General features: G+C 73.3%; 19 protein-coding genes. 5 read left to right on the top strand and 14 right to left on the bottom strand.

Annotated features, from left to right (window positions below; translation table 11 throughout):
* Positions 1-101 precede the first annotated feature (101 nt).
* The 5 genes from AB0E85_RS07025 to AB0E85_RS07005 all read right to left on the bottom strand — a co-directional run bounded on the left by AB0E85_RS07025 (position 102) and on the right by AB0E85_RS07005 (position 6,311).
* A complete protein-coding gene (locus tag AB0E85_RS07025) occupies positions 102-1,622 on the bottom strand; it encodes an aldehyde dehydrogenase family protein (RefSeq protein ID WP_361923407.1) in 1,521 nt (506 codons plus the stop codon).
* A 251-nt stretch (positions 1,623-1,873) separates the two neighbouring features.
* Entirely contained in the window at positions 1,874-2,863 is a 990-nt protein-coding gene (locus tag AB0E85_RS07020) for a malate dehydrogenase (RefSeq protein WP_361923404.1), read from the bottom strand.
* A gap of 358 nt (positions 2,864-3,221) precedes the next feature.
* A complete protein-coding gene (locus AB0E85_RS07015; protein WP_361923401.1) occupies positions 3,222-4,520 on the bottom strand; it encodes a DUF2690 domain-containing protein in 1,299 nt (432 codons plus the stop codon).
* Between the two features lie 383 nt (positions 4,521-4,903).
* Positions 4,904-5,347, bottom strand: a complete 444-nt coding sequence (locus AB0E85_RS07010) for a DUF3017 domain-containing protein (RefSeq protein WP_361923698.1) — start codon at positions 5,345-5,347, stop codon at positions 4,904-4,906.
* A gap of 109 nt (positions 5,348-5,456) precedes the next feature.
* Positions 5,457-6,311 carry a bifunctional methylenetetrahydrofolate dehydrogenase/methenyltetrahydrofolate cyclohydrolase gene (locus AB0E85_RS07005; protein WP_059423424.1) on the bottom strand — a complete coding sequence of 285 codons (855 nt, stop codon included), beginning with the start codon at positions 6,309-6,311 and terminating at the stop codon, positions 5,457-5,459.
* A 275-nt stretch (positions 6,312-6,586) separates the two neighbouring features.
* Between AB0E85_RS07005 and AB0E85_RS07000 the strand changes: the two genes are divergently transcribed.
* On the top strand, positions 6,587-7,165 hold the full coding sequence (locus AB0E85_RS07000; protein WP_361923398.1) for a hypothetical protein: 579 nt from the start codon (positions 6,587-6,589) through the stop codon (positions 7,163-7,165).
* A gap of 254 nt (positions 7,166-7,419) precedes the next feature.
* Positions 7,420-8,985 (top strand): protein kinase, encoded by a 1,566-nt coding sequence (locus tag AB0E85_RS06995; RefSeq protein WP_361923395.1) that lies wholly within the window; start codon positions 7,420-7,422, stop codon positions 8,983-8,985.
* A gap of 146 nt (positions 8,986-9,131) precedes the next feature.
* Here the strand turns inward: AB0E85_RS06995 and purH are convergent, their stop codons facing one another.
* Together purH and purN are read right to left on the bottom strand one after the other, a co-directional pair.
* Positions 9,132-10,694: a bifunctional phosphoribosylaminoimidazolecarboxamide formyltransferase/IMP cyclohydrolase gene (gene purH / locus AB0E85_RS06990; RefSeq protein WP_361923392.1), complete on the bottom strand. Its 1,563-nt coding sequence runs from the start codon at positions 10,692-10,694 to the stop codon at positions 9,132-9,134.
* Entirely contained in the window at positions 10,691-11,329 is a 639-nt protein-coding gene (gene purN, locus AB0E85_RS06985) for a phosphoribosylglycinamide formyltransferase (protein ID WP_062928676.1), read from the bottom strand. Before purN ends, purH begins: the two co-directional genes overlap by 4 nt.
* 305 nt (positions 11,330-11,634) lie before the next feature.
* Here purN and AB0E85_RS06980 point away from each other — a divergent pair, with 305 nt between their 5' ends.
* Positions 11,635-12,429 (top strand): hypothetical protein, encoded by a 795-nt coding sequence (locus AB0E85_RS06980; RefSeq protein ID WP_361923389.1) that lies wholly within the window; start codon positions 11,635-11,637, stop codon positions 12,427-12,429.
* Between the two features lie 4 nt (positions 12,430-12,433).
* Here the strand turns inward: AB0E85_RS06980 and AB0E85_RS06975 are convergent, their stop codons facing one another.
* A complete protein-coding gene (locus AB0E85_RS06975) occupies positions 12,434-14,293 on the bottom strand; it encodes a DUF6350 family protein (RefSeq protein ID WP_361923386.1) in 1,860 nt (619 codons plus the stop codon).
* A gap of 96 nt (positions 14,294-14,389) precedes the next feature.
* Between AB0E85_RS06975 and AB0E85_RS06970 the strand changes: the two genes are divergently transcribed.
* On the top strand, positions 14,390-15,664 hold the full coding sequence (locus AB0E85_RS06970) for a helix-turn-helix domain-containing protein (protein ID WP_361923383.1): 1,275 nt from the start codon (positions 14,390-14,392) through the stop codon (positions 15,662-15,664).
* Between the two features lie 102 nt (positions 15,665-15,766).
* Here the strand turns inward: AB0E85_RS06970 and sucD are convergent, their stop codons facing one another.
* The 6 genes from sucD to AB0E85_RS06940 form a co-directional block, all read right to left on the bottom strand.
* Positions 15,767-16,651: a succinate--CoA ligase subunit alpha gene (gene sucD, locus AB0E85_RS06965; protein WP_062928672.1), complete on the bottom strand. Its 885-nt coding sequence runs from the start codon at positions 16,649-16,651 to the stop codon at positions 15,767-15,769.
* 21 nt (positions 16,652-16,672) lie between these two features.
* Positions 16,673-17,851, bottom strand: coding sequence for an ADP-forming succinate--CoA ligase subunit beta (gene sucC, locus AB0E85_RS06960; protein WP_184559479.1), 1,179 nt, complete (start codon positions 17,849-17,851; stop codon positions 16,673-16,675).
* A gap of 550 nt (positions 17,852-18,401) precedes the next feature.
* Positions 18,402-19,640, bottom strand: coding sequence for a hypothetical protein (locus AB0E85_RS06955; protein ID WP_361923380.1), 1,239 nt, complete (start codon positions 19,638-19,640; stop codon positions 18,402-18,404).
* 216 nt (positions 19,641-19,856) lie between these two features.
* Positions 19,857-21,023 carry a VWA domain-containing protein gene (locus AB0E85_RS06950; protein WP_361923377.1) on the bottom strand — a complete coding sequence of 389 codons (1,167 nt, stop codon included), beginning with the start codon at positions 21,021-21,023 and terminating at the stop codon, positions 19,857-19,859.
* Positions 21,024-21,162: 139 nt separating this feature from the next.
* A complete protein-coding gene (locus tag AB0E85_RS06945) occupies positions 21,163-23,595 on the bottom strand; it encodes a DUF5682 family protein (protein WP_361923374.1) in 2,433 nt (810 codons plus the stop codon).
* 84 nt (positions 23,596-23,679) lie between these two features.
* Positions 23,680-24,810: an AAA family ATPase gene (locus AB0E85_RS06940; protein WP_361923371.1), complete on the bottom strand. Its 1,131-nt coding sequence runs from the start codon at positions 24,808-24,810 to the stop codon at positions 23,680-23,682.
* 145 nt (positions 24,811-24,955) lie between these two features.
* Between AB0E85_RS06940 and AB0E85_RS06935 the strand changes: the two genes are divergently transcribed.
* A complete protein-coding gene (locus AB0E85_RS06935; protein ID WP_361923368.1) occupies positions 24,956-26,311 on the top strand; it encodes an SWIM zinc finger family protein in 1,356 nt (451 codons plus the stop codon).
* Positions 26,312-26,367 lie beyond the last annotated feature (56 nt).

Raw genomic sequence — 26,367 nt, 5'->3', positions numbered from 1 at the left:
CAGTGGGGATGAAGTGAACGGGCTCGGGGGACGGGGACGTTCAGCCCGGGGTGTGGGGGTGAGCCCGGGATGAGGGGTCGGCGGCCCGGCGGGCGGTGGGGTCAGCCCGCGAACCAGCGCACCGGCTGGGGAGCGAGGTTCTGGTAGACGTGCTTGGTCTCCCGGTACTCGGCGAGTCCGGCGGGGCCGAGTTCGCGCCCCACTCCGCTCTTGCCGAAACCGCCCCACTCCGCCTGCGGCAGGTAGGGGTGGAAGTCGTTGATCCAGATCGTGCCGTGGCGCAGCCGGCCGGCCACGCGGCGGGCGCGGCCCGCGTCGGCGGTCCACACGCCGCCCGCGAGTCCGTACTCGGTGTCGTTGGCGAGGGCGACAGCCTCGTCCTCGGTGCGGAAGGTCTCGACGGTGAGGACCGGCCCGAAGACCTCCTCCCGGATGACGCGCATCTCGCGGTGGCAGTGGTCGAGGACGGTCGGCTCGTAGAAGTAGCCGTTCTCGGGCCGCTGCGGGGACGGCTCGGGGCGCTTGCCGCCGGACCGCAGCACCGCGCCCTCCTTGAGGGCCGACTCGACGTACATCTCGACCTTGGCGCGCTGCTGCTCGGAGACGAGCGGGCCGCACTCGACGCCGTCCTCGGTGCCGCGGCCGAGGCGGATCTTCTCGGCGCGCCGGGCGAGTTCGGTGACGAAACGGTCGCGGACCGACTCCTCGACGATGAGGCGGGCGCCGGCCGAGCAGACCTGGCCACTGTGGATGAAGGCGGCGTTGAGAGCCTGGTCGACGGCGGTGTCGAAGCCCTCCTCGGTGGCGCAGGCGTCGGCGAAGACGACGTTGGGGTTCTTGCCGCCCAGTTCCAGGGCGACCTTCTTGACGGTGGGCGCGGCGGCCTGGGCGACCTTGGTGCCGCTGACCAGGCCGCCGGTGAAGGAGACCAGGTCGACGTCGGGGTGCTCGGACAGGCGCGCGCCGACCGAATGCCCCGGGCCGGTGACGATGTTGGCGACGCCCTCGGGGAGCCCGGCCTCGACGAGCAGCTCGATGACCGCGATCGTCGTCATCGGCGTGATCTCGCTCGGCTTGATCACGAAGGTGTTGCCGGCGGCGAGGGCGGGGGCGATCTTCCAGCTGGCCTGAAGCAGCGGGTAGTTCCAGGGCGTGATCATCGCGCAGACGCCGATCGGCTCGTGCACGACGACGCTGTGGATGTCGGCCGAGCCCGCGTCCACGACCCGGCCGGGGGCCTCCCCGGCGACCAGGTCGGCGAAGTAGCGGAAGGCGTCGGCGACGCAGTCGATGTCGACGCGGCCCTCCTCGACGGTCTTGCCCGCGTCCTGGGCCTCCAGCCGGCCGAGCTTCTCGCGGTCGCGCACGAGGAGATCGGCGACGCGCCGCAGCAGCGCGGCCCGCTCGGCGACGGGGGTGTGCGGCCACGGTCCCTCGTCGAAGGCGCGCCGGGCGGCGGCGATCGCCAGATCGGTGTCCTTCTCGTCACCCTCCGCGACCACGGCGAAGGGCAGGGCGTCCGCGGGGTCGAGGATCTCGCGGGTGGCCCCGGAGGTGGCCGCCCGCCACTCTCCTCCCGCATGGATGGTTTCGCGTGCCTGAAGTTCGGTACTTTCCGCCATGGTCGCTCTTCGCCTTCCGTTCCTGATCAGCGCCCCTGTGTCACATTCGTGTCACTAAGAGACCGAGTTCGCCTGCCCTGCTCCCTCGGATGCATGCGCGTCGATGGCCGAAAGTGCGCTGTGTCACGGGAGATGTGGACGAACAGGAACAAAACGGGCGGAGATGTGCCTCGCCGGCCTGCGGAAAGCCCGCAGGCCCCGCACCGGGTGTCCGGTGCGGGGCCTGTGTACGGAGGTGCGAGCGGCTCCGGTCAGATGAGGCCGAGGCCGCGGACCGCCTCGCGCTCCTCCTCCAGCTCCTTGACGGAGGCGTCGATCCGGGCGCGGGAGAACTCGTTGATCTCCAGGCCCTGGACGATCTCGTACGTGCCGTCCTTGGTGGTCACGGGGAAGGAGGAGATGAGCCCCTCCGGCACGCCGTAGGAACCGTCGGACGGGATGCCCATGGAGACCCAGTCGCCGTCGGCGGTGCCGTTGACCCACGAGTGGACGTGGTCGATGGCGGCGTTCGCGGCGGAGGCGGCCGACGAGGCGCCGCGGGCCTCGATGATGGCGGCGCCGCGCTTGGCGACGGTCGGGATGAAGTCCTCGGCCAGCCACTTCTCGTCGTTGACGACCTCGGCGGCGTTCTTGCCGGCGATGGTGGCGTGGAAGATGTCGGGGTACTGGGTGGCGGAGTGGTTGCCCCAGATGGTCAGGCGCTTGATGTCGGCGACCGTCGAGCCCGTCTTCTTCGCGAGCTGGGTCAGCGCGCGGTTGTGGTCCAGGCGGGTCATCGCGGTGAACCGCTCGGCCGGTACGTCCGGCGCGGCGGCCTGGGCGATGAGGGCGTTGGTGTTGGCCGGGTTGCCGACGACCAGGACCTTGATGTCGTCCGCGGCGTGGGCGTTGATGGCCTGGCCCTGCGGCTTGAAGATGCCGCCGTTGGCCTCCAGCAGGTCGCCGCGCTCCATGCCCTTGGTGCGGGGGCGGGCGCCGACGAGCAGACCGACGTTGGCGCCGTCGAAGGCGACGTTCGGGTCGTCGGTGATGTCGATGCCCTGGAGGAGCGGGAACGCGCAGTCGTCCAGCTCCATGGCCGTGCCCTCGGCCGCCTTCAGGGCGGGCGTGATCTCCAGCAGGCGCAGCTTCACCGGCACGTCCGCGCCGAGCAGCTGACCGGAGGCGATGCGGAAGAGCAGGGCGTAACCGATCTGGCCGGCCGCGCCGGTGACGGTGACGTTCACGGGAGTGCGGGTCATGGCGTTCTCCGTATGACAGCTGGCGGTGGGGCGGTCCCTGCCCCGGACGTTTGATCGATCTCTTGGCGTCAAGAGATCCGACCAGCGGTCAGGCTATCGCGCATCCGGGATCCCGGACGTCCGGGTCGGTGTGGCCCGGCCCACAACTCCGCCCCGTCCTCGGGCGCGCACCCGCCCCCATGCGAGAGGCGGCCGCCCGTCCGGGAGAGGAGGACGAAGGCGGCCGCCTGGGGGGATACCGACCATGCCGGACTCCCGTGGGGGTACGGTTCGCGTGCCCCCGATCCGGGCGGGCATTCCTCCCCTTCGGGAATTCCTCACCCGGGCCGGTGGCACCGCTGCGCGCCGGGGCCGTGGCCTAGTCGGTGCAGCCCTTTCCACCGGCCGTCAGCGTCGCGCAGGCCTTGGCGTCGGCGGCGCCCTTCACGGCGACCATCGGGGTGTAGGCGATGGTGTCGCCGGCCGCGGTGATGCTGCCGGTCTGCTTCGCCTTGCCCGAGCTGATCTCGACCTCGTCGCCCTGTGCGGCCTGGGTGATACGCCCCCAGGCCGCCTTGCAGGTCTCGCTGTAGCGGACCTCGACGACGGTCGTGCCGACGGTCGCGGTCCGGGCCGTGGTGACCAGGTCACCACTGCACCCCATGGCCTCGGCGTCCTTGCCGGTGCAGTCGGCGCCGCTGCACTTCACGCCGGGCGGCAGCTTCGGATCGGCGCTGACGGTCGGCGAGGGCGACTTCGAACCGCCCTTGGTCTCGTCGTCGCCACCGCCGCCGGTGAGGTAGAACGCGCCGGCGATCACCACCAGCACGCCCACGACACCCGCGACGAAGGTCGCCGTCCGCTTCTTGCCCGCGGGGGCGGAGGGGGCGCGGCGGGTCCCGCCGGCGCCACTGCCGCCCGCGCCACCGGCCCGGGCCGGGACCGCGTCCTGCGGTTCACCGTACGAGCCGGCGCCGGGGGTCCGGCCGCCGGGCGATCCTGCGGGGGTTCCGGGACGTGAGCCGGACCGGGACCCCCGGTCGGCACCGGGTCCGGCGGAACGCCCGCCCGTCGGAGACGGGCCCTGGTAACCGGCCAGTCCCCACGAGTTGACCTCGGGCGCGCCGGCCCGGCCGCTGTCGTCCCGCACACCCGAGCCGCTGGAGTCCTGGACCTCGGGGGCGGTCGGCTGCGACGGCACGCTCGGGGCCACACCGGCCGGCCCCGCGATGCCCGGCGTGACCGTGGTGCCGCCGCTCCGGCGGGCGGGCTTGCCGCTGCCCGCCGAGGCGGCTCTGCCCTCGCCCGCCGAAGCCGCCTTGCCGCCGGCCGAGGGGTCGGTGAAGTCCTGCCCGCCGAATTCCCCGAGCGCGGCGCGCGCCTGGGAGATCCGGATGGCCTCCATCGTCATGTCGTGCCGCATCTCCGAGCGGCTCCAGGCACGCTCGGCGAGCTCCCACATGGTGGTCAGGTGCACCGGATTGGTGCCGGTGACCTCGGCCAGGGCCACGATCGCGCCCTTCGGTGCGAGCAGCCGGCCGTTCAGGTAACGCTCCCACGACGTCTTGCTGTAGCCCGTGCGGTCCGCCACCGACGCGATGCTCAGACCGCTGCGGTCCACGAGCCTGCGCAGCTGACTGGTGAACTCCCTGATCTGCGGATCGAGCTCATCCGGCAAGGCCTTCCAACGAGGCATTGCTCCCCCTCTTCCCCCCGTACGTGCTGATATTTCTCGCGCTTTTTCGCCCCGCGCGTGGCGGCCTTGGCCGAGTCCCCGTTCTGGATACCCACAGGGATGCGCCCAGTCAGGATCTCAGTTCCCTGACGGGGGGCGCACAGGAGCATGGTGACCGCGCGCGGTACACCCTGGACCGTCCTGATTGTCCCTGCCAACCCCCGCGTCGCACCACTTTGTGCGGTATCGGAAGCGAGACGTACCGGAACTGTCACTTCCGTGCCACAGCGCACTGACAGCCGTTGAACAGGCCGTTCGCCGTGCAGGAGGGTGGTGCGTGACGGCGGCCCGTCCTTCCTCGGGGGAGAGGACGGGCCGCCGTCCCGTCACTCGTTGGTGACCGTGAAGTGCAGGGTGTCCTTCAGGAACGGGATCTGGAGCAGCGGATTCGGCTGGGCCATCAGCGCCAGCAGCACGATCACGGTGCCCAGCAGTCCGTAGGTGACGATGTCCGTGAACCGGGAGCGGACGGCGAGCATGCCGACGCCCGGCAGCAGCCAGCGCATCGCGCCGCCGCCCAGCAGGGCGGCACCGATCAGCAGCGTCCCGATCCGGAACTGGCCGAACGCCGTCACCAGCAGTCCGAGCCCGGCCAGCCCCAGCACGGCGAGCACGGGCCACTGCCGCGCCGGCGCGGGAGCGTCCCCGGGCGCGGCCCGGCCGCCGCCCTCGGGCCGCGCGGTGTCCCTGGTGAACAGCGGGAAGCGCCGGGTGACCCGCCGCGGCCGCCCCGCGGCGTCCGGCGCGCTGATGGGGTCCCGGACGGAGATGTCCTCCGGCGCCTCATGCCCGCCGGACGTCTCGTGCCCACCCGGCGCCTCGTATCCGCCCGGCTCCTCATGCCCGCCCGGCGCCTCGTGCCCGGTCGGGGCCCGGTGCTCAGCCGACACTGCGCTCCGCCGCCTCGACCACGTTCACGAGCAGCTGGGCGCGGGTCATCGGGCCGACTCCGCCGGGGTTCGGGGAGATGAAGCCGGCGACCTCGGCGACGTCCGGGTGGACGTCGCCCACGATCTTGCCCTCGGCGCTGCGGGAGACGCCCACGTCGAGGACGGCCGCGCCGGGCTTCACGTCCTCGGCGCGGATCAGATGGGCGGAACCGGCCGCGGCGACGATGATGTCCGCGCGCTTGAGGTGCGCCGACAGGTCACGGGTGCCGGTGTGGCACTGGGTCACGGTCGCGTTCTCGCTGCGGCGGGTCAGCAGCAGCGGCATCGGGCGGCCGATGGTCACACCGCGCCCGACGACCACGACCTCGGCGCCCTTGATCTCCACGCCGTAGCGGCGGAGCAGCGTCAGCACGCCGTTCGGGGTGCAGGGCAGCGGGGCGGGCTCGTTGAGGACGAGGCGCCCCAGGTTCATCGGGTGCAGCCCGTCCGCGTCCTTGTCCGGGTCCATCAGTTCCAGGATGCGGTTCTCGTCGATGCCCTTGGGCAGCGGCAGTTGCACGATGTACCCGGTGCAGGCCGGGTCCTCGTTGAGCTCGCGGACGGCCGCCTCGATCTCCTCCTGGGTCGCCGTGGCGGGCAGTTCGCGCTGGATGGAGGCGATGCCCACCTGCGCGCAGTCGCGGTGCTTGCCGGCGACGTACTTCTGGCTGCCGGGGTCGTCCCCGACCAGGATCGTGCCGAGGCCGGGCGTGACGCCCTTCTCCTTCAGCGCCGCCACGCGGGCGGTCAGATCGGACTTGATCGCGGCTGCGGTGGCCTTGCCATCGAGAATCTGGGCGGTCATGGCCCCATCCTCGCGGATGACCCCGCCACGGTTCCAATCCGACCGCAATCCGGGCACCGCGGGGCCCCTCGCCCCGTATCCGCCCATGATCAGCGATGTTGCACTTGCACAACACATCGGGAATGCGGCTGGACAAGCCGGTCAGTGGTGAAGAACGATGACCCGACAAGTGCCGCGGGCAGCTCAACGGGGGGACGGTCGCAATACTGAAGGTTTTCCTCCGTGCGGATGTCACGCGTCGTCCCCGCACTCGGACCAACGGAGGAAAGTCCCCCATGAGCTACGGCGACCCGAACAACCCCTACGGCGCTCCCCAGGGGCAGCCGCAGCAGCAGCCGGGCTACGGCTACCCGCAGAACCAGGGTCAGGCTCCCGGCTACGGCTACCCGCAGGCCCCTCCGGTCTCCCCCTACGGCGGCCCCGCCGCGCCGACCACGATGCCCGGTTCGGTGGGCGCGGCCCGCGTGATGATGTGGGTCATCGTCGGTCTCCAGGTCGTCGGCATCGCCATCTTCGCCTTCGCCGCCGCGGCACTCAACGCCGCGAAGGACGAGGAGTCCCTCAAGGACGACACCGCGTTCCAGGACCTGGTCGGCAACTCGACCGGCGTGATCTGGGGCTACGTGGTGTTCGGCCTGGCCTGGCTGGTGTTCGCCGCCGTCCTGGCGACGAAGTTCAAGAACGGCGGCAACGGCGCCCGGATCACCATCCTGGTCTTCGCCATCATCACGGCGGTCCTCGGCATCTACCCCTTCATCCTCGTCGGCCTGGTGCACACCGTCCTGGCCGTCCTGGTCGCGGTGTTCGTCGGCAACGCCAACGGCAAGGCCTGGTTCAACCGGCCCCGCTACTGAACGGACCGGTCCACCGGACCAGTTCACGCCATTCACTTCCAAGGGCCGTGTCTCACCCGTACGAGGGGGGCACGGCCCTGGTGCGTCGCCCTAGTCTGACGGTGGTAGCTGTTCAGGCACGGGGAGAGCACCTTGTTCAGCATCGTCGTGGTACCTCCGCCGACCACGGAGGACGAGCGAAACCGCACCCCCATCAGAAGCGCGCGCGGCGCCGTCCGGATGCCGGGCACCCTCCGCCCGCCCGGGGCGACCCGGTGACCGAGGCCTACGCCGTACCCGTGCCCAAGGGCTACCGGGTCGGCGTCTGGCAGGTGCGCGAGCCCATCGCGACGGGCGCCTTCGGCAGTGTGTACGCGGCCCGGCGCGTCGGTGCCGGCACCGAACTGCCGCCCACGGCCGCGCTGAAGTTCCTGCCCACCGGGACGGCCACGCCCCGCCGCCTGGCCCACCTGCGCGAACTGATCGAGCGGGAGGTCGAGCTGTACCGGCGGCTGAGACATCCGCGGCTGGTGCGCATGTACCAGACGCTGACGGTCGACGACCCGGACCGTCCGGAGCTGGACGGCGCCACCGTCCTCGTCCTGGAGAAGGCCGAGGGCTCCCTGTCGGCCCTGCTCGCCGCCACGCCCCGCCCCGCGGCCGGTCCGGCACTGCTCGCGCAGATCGCCGAGGGCCTCGCCCAGCTGCACGACGCCGGCTGGGTGCACGGCGACCTGAAGCCGGCCAACGTGCTGCTGATGGCGGACGGTTCGGTCCGTCTGGCCGACTTCAACCTGGCCGCCGAGCTGGAGGGCACCCACGCCTACACTCCGGCCTTCTCCACCCCCGACTACACCCCGCCGGAACTGCTGTGGACCGAGATCGGCGAACGCGGCCGCCGCATCCGCCCCTCCGCCGACATCTGGGCCTTCGGCGTCCTCGCCCACCTCGTGCTCACCGACGCCTTCCCGCTGCCCGGCGCCACCCCGACGGCCCGTCGTGACGCGGCGGCGGCCTATGCCCGCGGCGTCGACCAGCTGCGTCTGTCGCCGGAGCTGCCGGACGACTGGCGGGAGATCGTGCGGGCCTGTCTGACGCGGACGCACCAGCAGCGCATCGGCGGCGCGGCGCTGCTGCGCCGTGCGACGGCGACCGCGGGCCAGGGCCGGCGCGCCTCCCGCCTGCCCGCGCTGCGCTCCGCCCGCCACCGCTCGCGCCGCGGATCCCTCGCGGCCGTCCTGGCCGCGGCCGCCGCTGCCCTGGCCGCCCTGCTGGCCTACGGCATCGGCGTCTCGGCCGGAGGGGACGGCGCCGGCAGCGGCCCCGGCGCGACCGCGAACGTCTCGGCCGCCGCGTACGGAGCCTCCGAGCTCCGCACCGACCGGGGCGTGCCGCCCGCCTACCGCCTGCTGATCGTCGAGACGGCGCACGACTGCGACCAGGAAGAGGTCAGCCCGGTCCTGATCGCCGCCATGCTGAAGGTGGAGAGCGACTTCGACCCGGACCTCTCCGACCCCGCGAACGACGAGTACGGCATCGCCCGCTGGACCCCGCGCGTCCTGCGCTGGTGGATGAACGAGGACGGCGCCCCCGGCGAGACGGTCCCCGAGCCTCCCTTCCCACCGGCCGAGTCCATCCCGGCGATGGGCCGCTACCTGTGCTGGATCGCCCCGCGCCTGCACGGCGACCTGCCCGGCGACCGGCGCGTCCTCGTCGCCGCCGCGTACCGCAGGTCGTACCGGACGGTGAACGCGGCGGGCGGCGTGCCGCCGGACGTCCGCGCATACGCCGACCGGGTCGCGCACTTCCTGCGGGAGTACGCGCCCGAAGACCGGAAGTGACCTTCGAACAAGGGGCGTTGAGGACGCCATCGACGGCACGCCGGAGGAGCTGGGGTACTTCCGGGAGGCCGGACGCCACGAGGTGGACGGCTGACACGCCGGAGCGGGCCGGCGATGCAGCCGGCCCGCTCCGTCCGTCACCTGTCTCAGTGGAAGAAGTGCCGCGTCCCCGTGAAGTACATCGTGACGCCGGCCTTCTGCGCGGCCTCGACGACCAGCTCGTCGCGGACGGAACCGCCGGGCTGGACCACGGCCTTCACCCCGGCCTCGGTGAGGATCTCCAGGCCGTCCGGGAAGGGGAAGAACGCGTCGGACGCGGCGTACGCACCCGCGGCACGCTCGGCACCCGCCCGCTCGACGGCCAGCTTCGCGGAGTCGACGCGGTTGACCTGCCCCATGCCGACGCCGACCGAGGCACCGTCCTTGGCGAGCAGGATCGCGTTGGACTTCACCGCACGGCAGGCCTTCCAGGCGAACGCCAGCTCGGCCAGCTCGTCGGCGCTCAGCGCGTCACCGGTCGCCAGCGTCCAGTTGGCCGGGTCGTCCCCGTCGGCCTGGAGGCGGTCGGTGACCTGGAGCAGCGCACCGCCGTCGATGGGCTTGACCTCGACGGGGGCGGCGGGCCCCTCGGCGCAGCGCAGCACACGGATGTTCTTCTTCTTGGTGAGGGCCTCCAGGGCCCCGTCCTCGTAGCCGGGCGCGACGATGACCTCGGTGAAGATCTCCGCGACCTGCTCCGCCATCTCCTTGCTGACCGGGCGGTTGACCGCGATCACGCCGCCGAACGCCGACAGCGGGTCACAGGCGTGCGCCTTGCGGTGCGCCTCGGCGACGTCCGCGCCGATCGCGATGCCGCAGGGGTTGGCGTGCTTGATGATCGCGACGGCCGGCTCGGTGTGGTCGTACGCGGCACGGCGGGCGGCGTCCGTGTCCGTGTAGTTGTTGTACGACATCTCCTTGCCGTGCAGCTGCTCGGCCTGGGCGAGGCCGCCGGTGCCGGAGACGTAGAGGGCCGCGGGCTGGTGCGGGTTCTCGCCGTAGCGCAGGGTGTGCTCGCGCTCCCAGGTGGCGCCCAGGAAGTCGGGGAACTGCGACTCGTCGACCGGCGCGTAGGAGGAGGCGAACCAGGAGGCGACGGCGACGTCGTAGGCGGCCGTGTGCTGGAAGGCCTCGGCGGCGAGCCGCTTGCGGGTGGTGAGGTCGAAGCCCCCGCTCTGGACGGCCTTGAGCACGTCGGCGTAACGGGCCGGGCTGGTGACGACGGCGACCGAGGGGTGGTTCTTGGCGGCGGCGCGGACCATCGAGGGGCCGCCGATGTCGATCTGCTCCACGCACTCGTCGGGCGAGGCGCCGGAGGCGACGGTCTCGCGGAACGGGTAGAGGTTGACGACGACGAGGTCGAACGGCTCGACCCCCAGCTCGGCGAGCTGCCGCTGGTGGTCTTCCAGGCGCAGGTCGGCGAGGATGCCGGCGTGGACCCTCGGGTGCAGGGTCTTGACGCGGCCGTCCAGGCACTCGGGGAAGCCGGTGAGCTCCTCGACCTTGGTGACGGGGACGCCGGCAGCGGCGATCTTCGCGGCGGTGGAGCCGGTGGAGACGAGCTCGACCCCGGCCTCGTGGAGTCCGCGCGCGAGGTCCTCGAGCCCGGTCTTGTCGTAGACGCTGACGAGCGCCCGGCGAAGGGGCCGCTTGTTGCTCTCGGCGGTCACTGGATAACTACCTTTCGTCCCTCAATGCGATAGCCGTTGCGGGCGAGGCGCCCCACGACCTCGACGAGCAGCCTTCGCTCGACTTCCTTGATGCGCTCGTGGAGAGCGCCTTCGTCGTCCTCGTCCCGGATCTCCACCACGCCCTGCGCGATGATCGGCCCGGTGTCGACGCCGTCGTCGACGAAGTGGACGGTGCAACCGGTGACCTTGGCGCCGTACGCGAGCGCGTCCCGCACGCCGTGCGCCCCCGGGAAACTGGGCAGCAGGGCGGGGTGCGTGTTGACGAACCGCCCCCCGAACCGCGCGAGGAACTCCTTGCCGACGATCTTCATGAACCCGGCGGAGACGACGAGGTCGGGCTCGTGGGCGGCGACGGCCTCGGCGAGGGCGGCGTCCCACTCCTCGCGGCTGCCGTGGTCCTTGACCTTGCACACGAAGACCGGCAGTCCGGCCCGCTCGGCGCGCGCCAGCCCCTCGATGCCCTCGCGGTCGGCGCCGACGGCCACGACCTCGGCCCCGTACTCCTGCGCACCGACGGCGGCGATCTCGTCGAGCAGCGCCTGAAGGTTGGTGCCGGATCCGGAGACCAGCACGACGAGGCGCTTGGCGCGCGGGGCCACGGGCTTGGCGGCCACGGTGGGGCCTTTCTCGGGGGAGCGTCTGTCCAAGGCGGCCGGCACCCGACCGTTTTGTACATTCATACGAATGCTTTGCGTCCCCGGATACGGGGAAGCCTACGAACCGGCCGACCGTCAGCAACGATACCGGCACACCGGGCGGCCCCCACGGGACGGGGGCAGGGCCGGGAGGTAGCGTCTGGACGGAGCCGGTTCGGGAACGACGTCCGGACGTGGTGCGTTCAGGAGGTGACGGACCCGGGTCCGACGCCGTTCCGTTCTGTCCACTCATTCCTCCTCACCAACGGGAAGACGCTCACCTGATGCCGGACCGCAGCCTGCGACTCCTCACGTTCCCCCAGCTGTCGCCACAGGGAGGGGAGCGCGGCGCCGTGCTGCTGCGGGAGCGCCCCAGCTCACCGCCCGACGCGCCTTCGGGCGGCGACGGCGGGCAGGGGCGGGGCCGCGGGTCCCAGGAGGACAACCCCTTCGCCCCGCCGCCCGAGGGCACACCGGACCGGCCCTGGCAGCCGCGGCGCCCGACGGGTGACGACTCCCAGGGCTCCGGCAGCGGCGACGGTGGAGACCGCTCGCCCTGGGGCAGCCAGTGGAGCGACCGGCAGCCCGGCCGCTCCTCCGGCGGCTTCGGTGATCGCCCCCGCAGCGGGCCCGAGGGCCAGGGCGGCCCCCAGGGCGGCGGCCCGAACGTGCGCTGGGACCCGACGGATCCCGCGCAGCGCCGGGCGCGCTACGCCCTGCTGTCGGGCATGTGGGCCTTCTTCTTCGCCCTCTTCAGCTGGCCGTACGTGGCCCTGCTGCTCGGCGCGCTCGCCCTCTACTGGGCCATCAGCTCGCTGCGCGCGGGGCCCCGCAGGCCCGACCCGTCCTCCCCCGCCCCCGAGCAGCAGGGCGGCAGCCGCCCCCAGACGACGGCGGCGGTGAGCGGTCTGGTCACGGCGTCGCTGGCGATCGCCCTGGTCGCCGCCTCCTTCACGGCGCAGCTGGTCTACCGCGACTACTACACGTGCACCAACGACGCCCTCACGAACGAGGCGAAGCAGTCCTGCACCCAGCTTCTGCCGGAGGAGCTCCGCGGGCTGCTGGGGACGGACGGCTGACGCCTCAGGGGGTTTCCGGCGGCTGGGACCGGCCGGGCGGGGCCGGAATGTCGTACGGCTCGGGTGAAGGGCCGGACGTCAGGAAGTCGTAGAGGCCGAAGTCCGTCTCGCCGTCCTGGTCGCGCGGGTCCGACCCGTGGGGAACGCGGGGCGCGTCCGGGGTGGGTTCCGAGGGGTGGGGCGACGGCGTGCCGTCGGCCGGTGAGGCGTCGGTCCTGCTGCGGCCCCAGTTGTCGGTCCCCCGGGCGGCTCCGGGATCCCCGAGGCCCCAGGCCTCTCCGCCGGCCTCGTCCCGCCCCGCCCGTCCGGCGTCCCGGGCGCCCTCGGCGGCTCCGGCCACCCCGGCCACCCCTGCGACGCCGGTGCGCGTGAACCAACCGCGGCCGTGCTTCCGGACCCGCCGTTGCCCCCGCGTGGCGTAGGCCGCCGTCTCCCGCTGCTTGCCGGTCTTCGGCTCCTCCGGCCGGGCCGAGCGGCACCGCCAGGCCCGTACCCCCATCGCCGTCGGGACGGCCAGCAGTCCCAGCCAGACCAGCGTCGCGGCGGCGACCTGCCACCACACCGGGCCGAAGCGGGACAGCACGGCGGAGCCGATGGGGCCGCCCGACACCGCGGCCAGCCCCGCGAGCACAGCCGCGCAGAGCAGCGAAGCCACCGCGGCGGCCCGGGCGGTGCGGCCGGCCGACCAGACCGCGGGCCGCGTGCCGCCGCCCGGTTTCGTGCCGCCGCCCGGTTTCGTGCCGCCGCCCGGCTTGGTGCCGCCGCGCTCCGCGGATGCCGCGTATGTGGCCACCGTCCAGCCCACGACCAGCGCGGCGACCACCGGCACCGCCCCGGCCGCCCAGTGCACCGGCGCCCCCTCCCCGGGCTCCGGCACCGCCGCCAGCAGCGGAAACGGCGGCAGGAACGGAGCGGGCGCCGAGGCGAGCGGGCCGACCGTGTGGCCCGCGCCGAGGGCGAAACCCGGGCCGAGGGCATAGGCGGCGCCCCACACCGCCGCGTTCGGCACCAGGGCCGCGCACAGCAGGAGTACGGCGAACCGCCCCGACCATCCCTCGGTCAGCCGGAGCAGCGACGCCTGCGTCGCCGCACCATGGCCGACCATCGACGCCACCACCAGCAGCGCACCGCCCCCGAGGAGCACCACGGCCCCGGCCGCCGCGGCCCGGGCCGCGACACCGGGGCGCCCGTCCGGGCCGAGCACCAGCGGGCGCACCCCCGTCGGCAGCATTCCCAGCAGTCGCCGCAGCGGCCGGCCCGGACGGCCGTACGCCGACCACACGCCCGCCGCCGCCGCCACGACGGCGACCAGCGGGACGCACACCCCCGTCCACACCCATGACGGCCGCAGCACACCGCCCGCGGCGTACAGGGCGGCGGGCGCGGCGACGGCGAGGTAGCCGAGGACGACGCCCGCCCACGCCACGCGAGGGGAGACCAGGGGCGGGTCCGCGAGCGCCACGGGGTACTCCTCGAAGTCGTCGTCCTCGTCTCCTCCCCCGCCGTCCGCTGCGTCCCGGGCCGCCCGGTGCAGCAGCCACACCGGCAGCGCGAGCAGCAGCAGGGGCGGCAGGCCGAGGGGGGCGGGGACGCCGGAGAGCGTGTCGGTGCGGACCAGTTCGGCGCCGTGCGCCAGCAGCCACAGCGCCGCCGCCACGTGCATGGCGCCACCGGGCCCGCTGTCGGGGTAGGGCGAGCTGATCCACAGCAGCATCACGAGCACGGCGAACGACGCCAGCCCCAGGCCCGCCGCGAGCGCGCCCCCCAGGAGGCCGCCGACCAGCCCGGGGGAACGGTCGCGCATCCGGGCGAGCAGGGGCGCCGGCGATCGTCGGCGAGCGGTCATCTCGATCACGATCGCCATGCTCCCAACGACACGCGCTTTACCGGCGTAACAGGCGAACCTTCGCTGTGTCGCTAAAAATACGTTTATGTTCTTTTCTGGACGGAGGCGCGCCCTGTGACACAGAGCCCTGCCATCCCGCTCCCTCCGCCCAAGGAGCGCCGACGCCTGCGTGAGGCCGCCTCGCTGACGCGGGCTCAGCTGGCCTCCCGGGTGGGCGTCACCAGCGAGACGGTGCGGGGGTGGGAGACCGGCCGCTCCACACCGCGCGGCCGCAAGGGGGAGAAGTACGCGAAGCTGCTCGATGCACTGGGCGACGAGGCGGGAATGTCGCCCGCTCAGGACGAAGCCGCCGACGCCGCCGACTCCGCCGACCCGGAACCGGAGCCCGGGGCGGTCCTCTCGCGCCGCGCCGCACGCGCCCGGCGCAAGACCGCCACCCCCGACCGGAAGCGGCCCGCCGCGAAGGACCGGGGGCGCGGCCCCGTCACCGTCCCCGACCGGAGCCGCACCCCCGTCCCGCACGGGCACCGCGTCATTCTCACCGAACGCCCGCGGACGACGCCCCCGCGCCGGCCGGACGACGCCATCGCCGCCCTGACCCCCGATCAGGCCTTCGACGCGCTGTACGCCTTCTGCGCCCCCGCCCTCGTCCGGCAGACCTACCTGCTGACCGGCCGCCGTGAACTGGCCCGGGAGTCGGTGGAGCGGGCCTTCCAGATCGCCTGGCAGCGCTGGCCCGAGGTGGCCCGGGACCGCGACCCCGCGGGCTGGGTGCGCGCGATGGCGTACGAGTGCGCGCTCTCCCCGTGGCACCGGTTCCGGCCGCGCTACCGGCACCCCGAGCCGCCGCCACCCGACGCGTTCGACCGCGCGCTGATGGGTTCCCTGCTGAAGCTCCCGCCGTCCTACCGCCGCACCCTGGTGCTCTACGACGGGGTCGGGCTCGGCCTGCCCGAGACGGCGGCGGAGACGGAGGCGAGCACCCGTGCGGCCGTGAACAGGCTGGCTCACGCGCGCGAGGCGGTCGCCGAGCGGCTGCCGGAGCTGGCGGACCCGGAGACACTGCACTGGCGGCTCGTCGAACTGGCCTCCGTCGAGCGGCTGCGGGCCGCGAAACCGTCGGTCGTACGCAAGGGCGGGGAACGCCGGGCCCGCTTCTGGACCCGGGCCGCCATCGCGTTCACGATCGCCCTGATCGGCACGACGGCCCTCACCGTGCGCACGGCCCCGACCCACTACGAGCCGCCGGTGCCCGAGGGGGAGACGGTCCAGGGCGTACCGCCGCGGATGGCGCCCGGGCCGCTGTCGGAGTCGGAGCGGAAGCTGCGGGCGAAGCTGCGCAAGGAGGAGCAGCGAGGGCCGGACCGGCTGCTGCCCCAGCCGTGGTGACACCGGCCCGCGCAGGAGGGCCGCGGAAGCCGGTGGTGGAAACGACGACGGGCCCGCCCCCCGTGCGGGGAGCGGGCCCGTCTGTGAGCCGTGGGGCGCTGCTCAGCCGGCGAGGATGGCGCGGGCCAGCTTGGCCGTCTCGGTCGGCGTCTTGCCGACCTTGACGCCGGCGGCCTCCAGGGCCTCCTTCTTGGCGGCGGCCGTGCCGGAGGAGCCGGAGACGATGGCGCCGGCGTGGCCCATGGTCTTGCCCTCGGGCGCGGTGAAGCCCGCGACGTAGCCGACGACCGGCTTCTTCACGTTCTCCTTGATGAAGGCCGCGGCCCGCTCCTCGGCGTCGCCGCCGATCTCACCGATCATGACGATCAGGTCGGTGTCGGGGTCCGCCTCGAACGCGGCGAGGGCGTCGATGTGGGTCGTCCCGATGACCGGGTCGCCACCGATGCCGACGGCGGAGGAGAAGCCGATGTCCCGCAGCTCGTACATCATCTGGTACGTCAGCGTGCCGGACTTCGAGACCAGGCCGATGCGGCCCGGCTTGGTGATGTCGCCCGGGATGATGCCGGCGTTGGACTGGCCCGGCGTGATGAGACCGGGGCAGTTCGGGCCGATGATCCGGGTCTTGTTGCCCTTGGACACGGCGTACGCGTAGAACGCGGCCGAGTCGTGGACGGCGATGCCCTCGGTGATGACGACCGCGAGCGGGATCTCGGCGTCGATGGCCTCGACGACGGCGGCCTTGGCGAAGGCCGGCGGGACGAAGAGGACGGACACGTTGGCGCCCGTCTTCTCGATCGCCTCGGCGACCGTGCCGAAGACCGGGATGTCGTTGCCGTCGATGTCGACGGACGTGCCCGCCTTGCGGGGGTTCACGCCACCGACGATGTTCGTGCCGTCGGCCAGCATGAGCTTGGTGTGCTTCATGCCCGTGGCACCGGTCATGCCCTGGACGATGACCTTGCTGTCCTTGTTGAGGAAGATAGCCATGGCTGTTTAGTCCCTCGTCCCTTACTTCGCAGCCGCGAGCTCGGCGGCCTTGTCGGCCGCGCCGTCCATGGTGTCCACGCGCTGGACCAGCGGGTGGTTGGCGTCGGAGAGGATCTTGCGACCCAGCTCGGCGTTGTTGCCGTCCAGACGGACGACGAGGGGCTTGGTGACTTCCTCGCCCTTGTCGGCGAGCAGCTGGAGCGCCTGGACGATGCCGTTGGCGACCTCGTCGCAGGCGGTGATGCCACCGAAGACGTTGACGAAGACGGACTTGACGTCCGGGTCGCCGAGGATGATCTCCAGGCCGTTCGCCATGACGGCGGCGGAGGCGCCGCCACCGATGTCGAGGAAGTTGGCCGGCTTCACGCCGCCGTGCGCCTCACCGGCGTACGCGACGACGTCCAGGGTGCTCATGACGAGACCCGCGCCGTTGCCGATGATGCCGACTTCGCCGTCGAGCTTGACGTAGTTGAGGTTCTTCTCCTTGGCGGCGGCCTCGAGCGGGTTGGCCGCGGCCTTGTCCTGGAGGGCCTCGTGCTCCGGCTGACGGAACTCGGCGTTCTCGTCCAGGGAGACCTTGCCGTCCAGGGCGATGACCTCACCGGAGGCGACCTTGGCCAGCGGGTTGACCTCGACCAGGAGGGCGTCCTCCTTGATGAAGGTGTCCCACAGCTTGACCAGGACGTTCACGACCTTGTCGGCGACCTCGGCCGGGAACTTGGCGGCCGCGACGATCTCGCGGGCCTTGGCCTCGGTGACACCCTCGTTGGCGTCGATCGGCGTCTTGGCGACGGCCTCCGGACGGGTGGCCGCCACCTCCTCGATCTCCATGCCGCCCTCGACGGACGCGATGGAGAGGAAGGTGCGGTTGGCACGGTCCAGGAGGAAGGAGACGTAGTACTCCTCCACGATCTCCGGGGCCGTCTCGGCGATCATCACCTTGTGGACCGTGTGGCCCTTGATGTCCATGCCGAGGATGTTGGTCGCGTGCTCGACCGCCTCGTCGGCGGTGCCGGCGAGCTTCACGCCGCCCGCCTTGCCACGGCCGCCGACCTTCACCTGGGCCTTGACGACGGACTTGCCACCGAGGCGCTCGGTGGCTGCGCGGGCCGCCTCAGGCGTGTCGATGACTTCACCGGCCAGCACCGGTACATCGTGCTTGGCGAAGAGGTCCCTCGCCTGGTACTCGAACAGGTCCACGCGCTTCCGTCCCTATCAGTGATCTCGCGGTTCGTTGTCTGCGTGGGCGTGCCGCGAGGGCAACGTGACGTCCGCTGTCTGTCACAAGGGAGGCGCACACGGTGTCCGAGCGCGCGGCATGTCCGTCTCGCAGGTTATCGCTGCTTCCGGGAGGCCTCTAAATCGAGGGTCACACCTGAGCGGTGATACCTGTCACATGATGCCGCGCTCTCTGGCACGGCGTGCCGGATGTGAGGAGCGGGTGAGGGGCCTCACCGGGATGGGGTTGACCCGGTGAGGCCCGCCGGACGCCCCGGAGGGAGCACGACGGCCCTGTTCAGGGCCTGGCTCTCCGGGGCGCCTGGTCGGGCGTCCCCCACCCCAATGGGGGCCGCCCGACCCATCCACGAGGTTGCGGCCTCGGACCGCCGACGGCTTTCGGCCGTCCGGGCGTGACGCCTCGTGAAGCACTGGGAGCGGGAGGGGTGCCGCGGGGCACCCCGGGCGGGGTCGGTCGGGCGAGGAGCTCCCCCGGGGGCCCGGGGCGGGGAGACCTCGACAGCCGTCCGTGCTAGCCGGGGAAGAGAGGGATGTCCCGGTGACCGCACCCGGTCCCGGCCAGGGGTGTGCCGGCCCCCACAGCGGACACGAGCGCGAGCGGCGTCGCCCAGGGGTTCGGGGTGACGGCGTGGGCCTCGCCGTGACGCGACGAGCCGCTGTCGGCCACCGACCGGTTGCCGAGCACCCCGTCGGGGCGACCGCCGGTCGAGTGACCGACGGCCGGGAAACGTCCCGCGCGCGGCGAGGATCCGGGGTGGCCGGGGTGGCGGGGGTGGCTCAGGTGGCTGGGGCGGCCGAGGTGATCTCCGTGGCGGAGGGAATGGGCGGGTCTGAGGTGGACGGCGGATCTGAAATGGGGGGCGGGTCTCAGGTGGGGGGCGGGTCTGAGGTGGGCGGCGTCGATGTCGTGGGTCTTCGAGCCGGCGGGGGCGGCGTGGGGCTCGTGGCCGGTGGACGCGGCGCCCGCCTTCCCGACATGTCGCGAGGGATCGGCTTCGTCCGCGGGCACGGTCCCCGAGTCCGGCGCCGCCGCCCCGCCCGGTTGGGGGCCGGCAGTGGCAGGGGCGGGGGAGGCGGGGAGATGGGGTGGAGCGAGTGGAGCGGGTGGAGCGAGGGCTCCCGGGAGTTCGGCGTCGGGGTCACCGGGGGGTGGGGCCACGCCGGGCAGGTCCGGCAGGTCCGGCAGCGCGGGCGAGTCCGGCAGCGCGGGTGAGTCCGGCAGCGCGGGTGAGTCGGGCAGCATGGGCAGGGCTGGCAGCGCCGGTGCGTGCGGCAGCCCCGGCGAGCCGTCGGGGGCCGGGAGGTCTGAGACCGCCGGGACGCCCGAGACAGCCGAGAGGTCCGGCACCACCCGGTGCGGCTGCGGCCCGGGCAGCTCCCGACACTCCACGCCCGACGGCCGCTCCGGCGGCTGCGCCCGCGAGGACGGCGATGACGGCGATGACGAGGGTGACGACAATGACGAGGACGCTTTCACCCACGCGTCCACCGCACCCCGGCGCTCAGCTCCCCCCACCTCACCGGCCGCCCGAACGAACCTCTGGCTGCTGACGACCTCCCCCGCCCGGCCCTCCGGCCGTGCCGGCACCACCACACCGTCCACACCGCTCTCCGCATGGGCCTGCTCGCCCCACAGCAGCCCGATGACGAGCAACCCGCCCACCAGAAAGGCCACTTGGAGCGCACGCCGCCCGGCCGCCGTGCGCAGCGTGCGCAACGCGGCTCCGGGCAGGGCTGCGGACCAGCTCAAGAGGGGAAGCTTCCTCCCGTGCGACGGAAGCGGTACCACGCGGCCGGCACCCAGCGCGGCCGAGCAGGCGCCGATCCTCGCACGGGAGTGCGGAGGTTGCGCAAGCCCTTGCTGATCGATGGGCCGTCATGTCCGCTTTGCTGCATCAAGTCGGACGACGACCCATCGACACATCGTCATCTGCCGCCACCTCCAGGGCACTTCACACGGCGTCCGTCACGCCGCATCCGGTATCGGCAACGGCCGCTTCTCGATCGCCGCCGCCATCACCTCCGGGAACAGGTCGGGCGTACAGGCGAACGCCGGTGCCCCCAACGCCGCCAACGCGGCCGCGTGCTCCCGGTCGTACGCCGGTGCCCCTTCGTCCGAGAGCGCCAGCAGCGTCACGAACTGCACGCCCGATGCCTTCATCGCGGACACCCGCTTGAGCATCTCGTTGCGGATGCCGCCTTCGTACAGGTCGCTGATCAGCACGACCACCGTCTCCGCGGGCCGGGTGATCTGCGACTGGCAGTACGCGAGCGCCCGGTTGATGTCCGTGCCCCCGCCGAGCTGCGTGCCGAACAGCACGTCGACCGGGTCGTCCAGCTGGTCCGTGAGGTCGACGACCGCCGTGTCGAAGACGACGAGTCGCGTGGAGATCGTCCGCATCGAGGCGAGCACCGCCCCGAACACCGATGCGTAGACAACCGATGCCGCCATGGATCCCGACTGGTCGATACAGAGGATGACCTCCTTCTTGGTGGACTGGGCAGCCCGCCCGTACCCGATGAGCCGCTCCGGCACGATCGTTCGGTACTCGGGCAGGTAGTGCTTGAGGTTGGCCGCGATGGTGCGGTTCCAGTCGATGTCGTGGTGGCGGGGCCGGTTGATCCGGGCGCTGCGGTCGAGGGCGCCGGTGAGGGTGGCCCGGGTGCGCGTGGCGAGCCGCTTCTCCAGGTCCTCGACGACCTTGCGCACGACGGCCCGGGCCGTTTCCTTCGTCGTCTCCGGCATCGCCTTGTTGAGCGACAGCAGCGTGCCGACGAGGTGGACGTCGGCCTCGACCGCCTCCAGCATCTCCGGCTCCAGCAGCAGCGTGGCGAGACCGAGCCGGTCGATGGCGTCGCGCTGCATGACCTGCACGACGGAGGCGGGGAAGTACGTCCGGATGTCCCCGAGCCAGCGCGCCACCGACGGCGCCGAGGCCCCGAGGCCCGCCGCACGCTCCCGGCTTCCCTGCGACCTGCCGTCCTTCTTGCCGTAGAGCGCGGTCAGCGCTCCGTCCATCGCCGCGTCCTGCCCCGACAGCGCGCAGCCGGTACCGTCCGCCGCGTCGCCCCCGAGGACGAGCCGCCAGCGCCGCAGCCGCTCCTGCGCCGGGTCCGTCGTCCCGGACGTCATGCCCGCCTTCCCTTCAGAGGCCGTTCCCACAGCGGGATCACCGGCACGGTCGTCGACGACCGCCTATCCGCCCGGAACCCGCCCGTCACGGTGGCTCCCGTCTCCGGTGCCGTCGCCCGCTCCCTCAGTGCCTCGGTCGTCATCCCGTCACCCCCGCCAGGTTGTCGTCGGTGCTGTTGTCAGTGTTGTTGTCGGTGCTGTCGTCGGTGTTCTCGTCCATGTCGTCCAGTCCGAGCAGCAGCCGCACGACCGGCAGCACCGCGTCCGCGCGCTCGGTGTCCACGTCGGCCGCGAAGCCGGGCGTTGCGGCACCGGCGGCTGTCGCGCCGCCCCCGGTTCCCGGTCCGCGTCGGACCAGTTCGCCGAGGGTCCGGCGCACTCCGGGCTCGTACGCCGAGAACGTCCGCCGCAGCAGGGGCAGTACGTCCGTGAAGGCCTCGGCCGGCACCCCGGTCAGCCACGCGTCGACCAGCCCGAGCAGCCGCTCGTCGTGCACCAGGAGCATCCCGCCCCCGGAGCCCCCTCCGACGAAGCCCTCGATCCACGTGGCCGCGTCCGCCGGCGGTGTGCCCGGTGACAGGGCGAGTCCCATCAGCAGTGCCGCCTCGTCCTGGGCCAGCTGTCCGTCGTCGAGCAGCAGCCGGACGGCCCGCCCCCGGATGACCCCCGGCACGGTGTCCCGCCCGGACAGCACGCGCAGTACCGCCTGCCAACGCCCTCTCAGCCGGCCGTGCCCCGCTGCTGGGGCGTCGCCCAGCAGGGCCACGGCCCCGTGCACCGCGTCCACGTGGCCCCGCATCTCGTCGGCGGCGTCCGCGTCGAGCGCGGCGCAGGCCGGGGGAAGACCGACGAAGACCCGCTCGGCCAGTCCCGCGGCGACCTCCGCCAGGGCTCCGGTGTCCGTGCCGCGCACGTCTCCGTAGCGCAGGGAGCGGACCAGCGCCGGCAGGGCCTGGGCGAGATGGCCGACGTCGGTGTCGAGGGCCGCCCGGTCGGCGAGGACCCGCATCACCGTGGGGAGGGCGTCGGGCAGTTCGGCCAGCAGGCAGTGCTCGGCGAGCCCGGTGACGCCGGCGAGGCCCTCCGCGCCGACGGCGTCCGCCTCGGCCTTGGCGGTCGCGGCGGACAGGACGGTCGTCCCCCACACGCCGGCCTCGGCGACCCGCACGGACAGTTCGGGCTCCCAGCGCAGCCGCCACGTCTCCCGGAAGGTGCCGGTGCTGCCCCGCGATGCGGCCGGTTCGCCCCACCCGATGCCGAGCAGTCGCAGCCGGTGCAGCAGCCTGCTGCGGGCGGTGTCGTTCTCCTTGCGCAGGTCGAGCTCCAGCTCCCGCTCCAGCGCCTCGGGCTTCAGCCGCAGCCGGCGTTGCAGCCGGGTGAGGTCCCGCTGCAACGGCACGGCCGGTGCCGACGGCGGCACCTCACCCAGCTCGTACCCCACGACCAGCCGGTCCCGGACGAGTGCCAGCGGCACGTCGGAGCCCTCGCACATCACCGCCCGCACGGCGTCGGTCGTCTCGCTCAGGCCCGGCAGCGGACGGCCGCGCATCGCGGCGAGCGTCTCGGCGAGCCGCACCGCCTCGATGACGTGGGCGGAGGAGACGATCCGGTCCTCGGCGCGCAGCAGCCCAGCGACCTTGGTCAGCCACCGCTCCACCGGCCGGTCCGGGGCGCTGAACAGGTGCCCGTACCAGCCCGGTGAGTCGATGCCGGCTCCGTACCCGCTGGTCCGGGCGAGCCGGCGGTGGGTCCACGGCACCCAGGTCATGTCCGTCTTGACCTTGGGCAGCCCCTTCAGCAGCGCCTTGTCGGCGGCGACGGTGGTCTTCCCCCGCAGTGCGGGCACGTGCCACGCCCCGCAGACCACCGCGACGTCGTCCCCGAACTCCCGCTGCGCGGCCCGCACCTGGAGTCGCATGTACGCCTCCCGCACCAGGTCCCGGTCGTGACCCCCGCTGCCGTAGGTCTCCCGCAGCGCGCCCATGGCCTCCTCCAGCACGGTGAACGGCGCGAGCGCGTCGCCCCCTCCCGTGCCCCGGTGCTCCACGACGTCCTCCCACCAGCGCTCCGGGTCGTCGTAGCCGGCGGCGTCGGCGAGCACGCCGAGCGGATCGATCCGGAGCTCGGTGGCGGCGGGAACGGTGTCTCCCTCCGGCGGCTCCCCGACTGCCGGCGGACCTTCGCCCTCGGTTTCCGCCTCGTCCTCCTGTCTCCCCCAGGCCAGCGTGTGCGTGGCCGGCAGGTCGATGAAGCGGGCCGGGACGCGGTGTTCCAGGGCCCAGCGGAGGGCGATCCACTCCGGGGAGAATCCGGCCAGTGGCCAGAACGCGGAGCGGCCGGGCTCGTCCACGGCGTGGGCGAGCAGGGCCACCGGCGGCCGCATCTCCTCGTCGGCGGCGAGCGGGATCAGGGCGTCGGCCTCGGGCGGCCCCTCGATCAGCACGACCCGCGGCCGGACCTCCTCCAGCGCCGCCCGCACCGCCCGGGCCGACCCCGGTCCGTGATGCCGCACGCCGAGCAGCACCGGCCCCGCCCCGGCCCCCCGGCCCGCGGTCTGTTCCACACCGGTCATGTCATCCCCCTCCCGTCCCGCACGCCCCGCCCGGTCCCGCGGGCGGCCGCCGCCCCGTCACCCGGCGCCACCGCCCCGCGTCGCTCACACGCTCACCTCGCGGCAGGCCCGGTAGAAGTCCTTCCAGCCGTCACGCTCGCGGACCACCGTCTCCAGGTACTCCTGCCAGATGACCCGGTCCGCCGCCGGGTCGCGGACCACCGCGCCGAGGATGCCCGCGGCGACGTCGCCCGGCCGCAGCACGCCGTCGCCGAAGTGGGCAGCCAGGGCGAGCCCGTTGGTGACGACGGAGATCGCCTCGGCCGTGGACAGGGTGCCGCTGGGCGACTTGAGCTTCGTCCGGCCGTCGGCGGTGACCCCGTCGCGCAGCTCGCGGAAGACCGTGACGACCCGGCGGATCTCGTCGAGCCCGTCGGGCGCGGCCGGCAGGTCGAGGGAGCGGCCGATCTGGTCGACGCGCCGCGAGACGATGTCGACCTCGGCCTCGGGGCTCTCCGGCAGCGGCAGCACGACCGTGTTGAAGCGGCGGCGCAGGGCGCTGGACAGGTCGTTGACGCCGCGGTCGCGGTCGTTGGCCGTGGCGATCAGGTTGAATCCGCGGACCGCCTGCACCTCCTGGCCCAGTTCCGGTATCGGCAGCGTCTTCTCCGACAGGATCGTAATGAGCGTGTCCTGCACGTCGGCCGGGATACGGGTCAGTTCCTCGACGCGGGCCGTCATGCCGTCGGCCATGGCCCGCATGACGGGGCTGGGCACGAGGGCGTCGCGGCTCGGGCCGTGGGCGAGCAGCTGCGCGTAGTTCCAGCCGTAGCGGATGGCCTCCTCCGGGGTGCCGGCGGTGCCCTGCACCAGCAGCGTGGAGTCGCCGCTGACCGCGGCGGCCAGGTGCTCGGACACCCAGGTCTTCGCGGTGCCCGGGACGCCGAGCAGGAGCAGGGCGCGGTCGGTGGCGAGCGTGGTGACGGCGACCTCGACGAGGCGGCGCGGGCCGACGTACTTGGGGCTGATCACCGTGCCGTCCGGCAGGGTGCCGCCGAGCAGGTACGTCGCCACGGCCCAGGGCGACAGCTTCCAGCGGGCCGGGCGCGGCCGGTCGTCCTGGGCGGCCAGGGCGGCGAGTTCGTGGGCGAAGGCGTCCTCGGCGTGCGGTCGCAACGCCTGGGTCGGTCCCGTCTCCCCCGCTTCGGCGGATGTCGGCTCCACGGACACGGTCATGGCAAAGTCCCCCTCCAGCTCGGCCGGTTCGGATCTGTCGCCAACGGTGCACCACACCACTGACAATGCGTTCTGACCTGGGGAGATGCCCGCCCGGGGCGGTCGGCGGGCCCGATTGTCAGTGGTGGGATCTACCTTCGGTGGCATGACTCAGCAGGGGGTGCGCTGGACCGCGGACCAGGTGCTGGCACTGGCGCCTGACGCCGCATCACGCAAAGCGGGAAGCAAACTCGGCGCGGCGGGGCCGTGGTCCGAGGCGGGGAGTTCCGACGAGGGGACGGTGTGGGGGCTGTGCAAGGGCAGCGGGAGCAAGCCGTATCAAACGGTCGTGGACATCGCGGACGCCGCGGGTCCCGCGTACAAGTGCAGTTGTCCGAGCCGCAAGTTCCCGTGCAAGCACGCGCTGGGGCTGCTGCTGCTCTGGGCCGCCGACGAGGCGGCGGTGCCGCCGGGGCAGGCGCCCGAGTGGGCCGCGCAGTGGACGGCGGGGCGGCGCGAGCACGCGGCGGCGAAGAAGGCCGGCGCCGGCTCCGGCGCGCCGTCCGGGTCCGCTGATCCCGAGGCGGCCCGCCGCCGGGCGGAACGCCGGGCCGAGCGGGTCTCGGCGGGCGCGGTGGAGCTGGAGCAGCGCCTGGTCGACCTGCTGCGCGGTGGCCTGGCGACCGCGGAGCAGTCGGGGTACGGCCTCTGGGAGGAGACGGCGGCCCGCATGGTCGACGCGCAGGCCCAGGGGCTTGCAGGCCGGGTGCGGGAGTTGGGGGCGATCCCGTCGACCGGCCCGGGCTGGCCGGTGCGACTGCTGGAGGAGTGTGCGCTGCTGCACCTCCTGGGGCGGGGCTGGCAGCGCCGCGACCGGCTCCCGGCCGCTCTCGCCGCCACGGTCCGCTCCCGCATGGGTCTCCCGGTCTCCGCGGACGGCCCGCCGCTGCGCGACCGCTGGCTGGTCCTCGCCCAGTACGACACGACGGACCCGCGCCTGACGACCCGCCGGATCTGGCTGCACGGCGCCGCCTCGCACCGCACCGTGCTGCTCCTCTCCTACGGCGCGGCCGGCCGCGCCCCGGAGCTGGCGCTGCCGGTGGGCCTGAGTCTGGACGCGGAGGTGTCCGCGTACCCGGGCGCCGGGCAACCGCGGGTGGCCCTGGGCGAGCAGATCTCCGCGCCCGTGCCCACGGCGACCCGTCCACCGGGGATGACCACGGCCCAGGCTGCGGCCCGTTACGGCGACGCCCTGCGCGAGGACCCGTGGCTGGAATCCGTCCCGGTGACGCTGGACCGGGTCGTTCCCACGCCGGACGGCGACGGCTGGCAACTGGCGGACTCCGACGGGGACGCGGCGTTGCCGCTCACTCCCGCCGCGCGCTCCCGGCCGGGCCTGTGGCGGCTCGTCGCCCTGTCGGGCGGGGCCCCGGTCAGGGTCTTCGGCGAGTGCGGCCACCAGGGCTTCACTCCCTTGACGGCCTGGCCCGAGGGTCCGGGCGACGCGGTCACGCTGTGCTGAACCGGCGGCAGCGGCCCCGCCCGCGACACGTCGGCCGGCCCCACCCATCCCACGGG

Origin of the sequence: Streptomyces sp. NPDC029044, from assembly GCF_040637495.1 — a bacterium.
GTDB lineage: Bacteria > Actinomycetota > Actinomycetes > Streptomycetales > Streptomycetaceae > Streptomyces.
The sequence above is the reverse complement of the archived record's forward strand: the minus strand, read 5'-3'. Positions and strand labels throughout refer to the sequence as shown.